This is a genomic window from Aminobacter sp. P4_D5, from assembly GCF_056401815.1.
This window is the reverse complement of sequence record NZ_JBFUIP010000542.1, coordinates 1-835: the sequence shown is the minus strand read 5'-3', so window position 1 is coordinate 835 and position 835 is coordinate 1. Positions and strand designations below refer to the sequence as shown.

1 protein-coding gene is annotated in these 835 nt (G+C 44.6%); it reads right to left on the bottom strand.

What is annotated here, in order from left to right:
- Positions 1-116 precede the first annotated feature (116 nt).
- The coding region (locus AC1DWF_RS33380) for a LysR family transcriptional regulator (RefSeq protein ID WP_476842787.1) at positions 117-835 on the bottom strand (719 nt) is incomplete at its 5' end.

The following is an 835-nucleotide window of genomic DNA, read 5'->3' as shown; positions in this document are numbered from 1 at the left end:
CGATGTCAATGTGGATTTCACGGTAACGGACGCATCAGCAGCCTGGCCGCGAGCTTTGGTCCGCTTGAAAGACTAACCCGAAAAATGCAGCCGATCACTGGCCGACCAACGATAACTCAGGAGTTCCTAAGTCCCTCAGCCAGCTGAATAAACATATCCTTGGACCGTTTCTTCGGCGCATTGATATTTGTAATAATGTAGATATCGCAGGACGCTTCGTCGGAAGGCGTCATTAACGGCCAGAGCGAACCTTTGGCTGCGTCCTCAGCAACCATTTGCTGGGGCAGAATGCAAAGGCCGACACCTGCAATCGCAAGACGCTTTGCCTCCTCCAAGCTCGGGGTTCTTGCGGTCACCCTCTCGCCAAGTCCATGTCGCAAGCGGAATCGTGTTAACGATTCCGGCTCATCTGACCCCGTCAGAATGAACTGCTCACCTGAGAGCGAACCAATCTCCGGCATAACTCCAAACAATCGATGATCTTTTCCACAATAAATGTTGTGATATTCTCTCTCAAGAAAACTATATTTGAGGTCGGCGCGCCGATATGATATAGGTGTTATGCCAACATCATAATCATTATTTACAACAATCTTAGATATATTATCCCATGTTAGAACATCTATCTTTATCGAAACAGCCGGACATTGCTCATTATATGTTTGCAAAATCGTATTTAGAACATTACTAGAAAAATTGCTAATAACACAGATACGAATTTCACCAGAAATATTGTCTTTTGAGTTAGCAATAGCGGATTCTGCCTCATCTATATTATCACAAGCCTTTCTAATATATTCATACAATATCCTACCTTCATCCGTCAGCTCAAAGC